The following is a 1,551-nucleotide window of genomic DNA, read 5'->3' as shown; positions in this document are numbered from 1 at the left end:
TAATCGGCAACCTGGAAGATCGGCGCTTCTTCGTCCTTGTTGATGGCGACGATGACGCGGCTGTCTTTCATGCCGGCCAGATGCTGGATCGCGCCGGAAATACCGACAGCGATATAAAGCTCTGGTGCAACAACCTTGCCCGTCTGGCCAACCTGCCAGTCATTCGGCGCATAGCCCGCATCGACTGCTGCACGGCTGGCGCCAACCGCCGCACCGAGCTTGTCGGCAACCGGCAGGATCACTTCCTGGAACTTTTCAGCCGAACCAAGCGCACGACCGCCCGAGATGATGATCTTGGCCGAGGTCAGTTCCGGACGGTCCGAAGCCGACAGCGCATTGCCAACAAAGCTCGACAGGGCCGGATCGGCAGGCACGGTTGCACTTTCAACTGCAGCCGAACCGCCATCGCCGGTGGCCTGGAAAGAGGCGGTGCGCACTGTGATCACCTTCTTGGCGTCGGTGGACTGCACCGTCTGGATTGCATTGCCTGCATAGATCGGACGCTTGAACGTGTCTGCCGATACGACTTCCATGATTTCCGACAACTGCATCACATCGAGAAGTGCGGCAACGCGCGGCAGGATGTTCTTGGCCGAAGTCGTCGCCGGAGCGATGATCGTGTCGTAATTGGCGGCGAGTGCCACGATGAGTGCTGCCGTCGGCTCAGCCAGACGGTTTTCCAGCGCATCGCTTTCAGCCAGCAGAACCTTGCGCACGCCTTTCAGCTTGGCGGCAGCATCGGCTGCTGCCTTTGCACCCTTGCCTGCAACCAGAATATCGACATCGCCGCCGATCTGGGCGGCTGCCGTCAGCGCCTTTGCCGTCTGGTCCGAAAGGGTTGCATTGTCATGTTCGGCAAAAAGAAGAATAGCCATTTATCGTGTCCCTTCCGATTTCTTAGATGATGCCATCAGCTTTAAGCTTCTCGACCAGCTCGCCAACCGAGCCAACCTTGACGCCAGCCTTGCGGCCACCCGGTTCTTCGGTCTTCAGGACCTTCAGGCGCGCCGTGATATCGGCACCGAAATCGGCAGGCGACTTCTCGTCCAGCGGCTTCTTCTTCGCCTTCATGATATTCGGCAGCGATGCATAACGCGGCTGGTTCAAACGAAGATCAACCGTGACAATCGCCGGAAGCTTCACATCGATGGTCTGCAGACCGCCATCCACTTCGCGCGTGACCTTGGCCGAACCGTCGCCCAGTTCCACCTTCGAGGCAAAGGTTGCCTGGCTCCAGTTGAGAAGCGCCGACAGCATCTGGCCGGTCTGGTTGGCATCGTCGTCAATGGCCTGCTTGCCGAGGAAGACGAGGTCTGGCTTTTCTGCATCGACCACGCCCTTCAAGACCTTGGCGACGCCGAGCGGCTCGACTGTCTCATCAGTCTTGACCAGAATGGCGCGGTCCGCGCCCATGGCAAGTGCGGTGCGCAGTGTTTCCTGCGCCTGTGCCGGGCCGACCGATACAACCACAATCTCCGTGACCTTGCCAGCTTCCTTCAGGCGGATCGCCTCTTCAACCGCAATCTCGTCGAACGGATTCATCGACATCTT

2 protein-coding genes are annotated in these 1,551 nt (G+C 59.4%); both read right to left on the bottom strand.

The features are described from left to right. Nucleotides 1-875 (bottom strand): electron transfer flavoprotein subunit alpha/FixB family protein (locus FHW00_RS24390; RefSeq protein WP_162762715.1); only part of this gene is annotated, 875 nt, incomplete at its 3' end. Between the two features lie 22 nt (nt 876-897). After that, nucleotides 898-1,551 (bottom strand): electron transfer flavoprotein subunit beta/FixA family protein (locus tag FHW00_RS24385; RefSeq protein ID WP_078341362.1); only part of this gene is annotated, 654 nt, incomplete at its 5' end.

The organism is Ochrobactrum sp. P6BSIII (assembly GCF_014138065.1).
Taxonomy (GTDB): Bacteria; Pseudomonadota; Alphaproteobacteria; order Rhizobiales; family Rhizobiaceae; genus Brucella.
The sequence above is the reverse complement of the archived record's forward strand: the minus strand, read 5'-3'. Positions and strand labels throughout refer to the sequence as shown.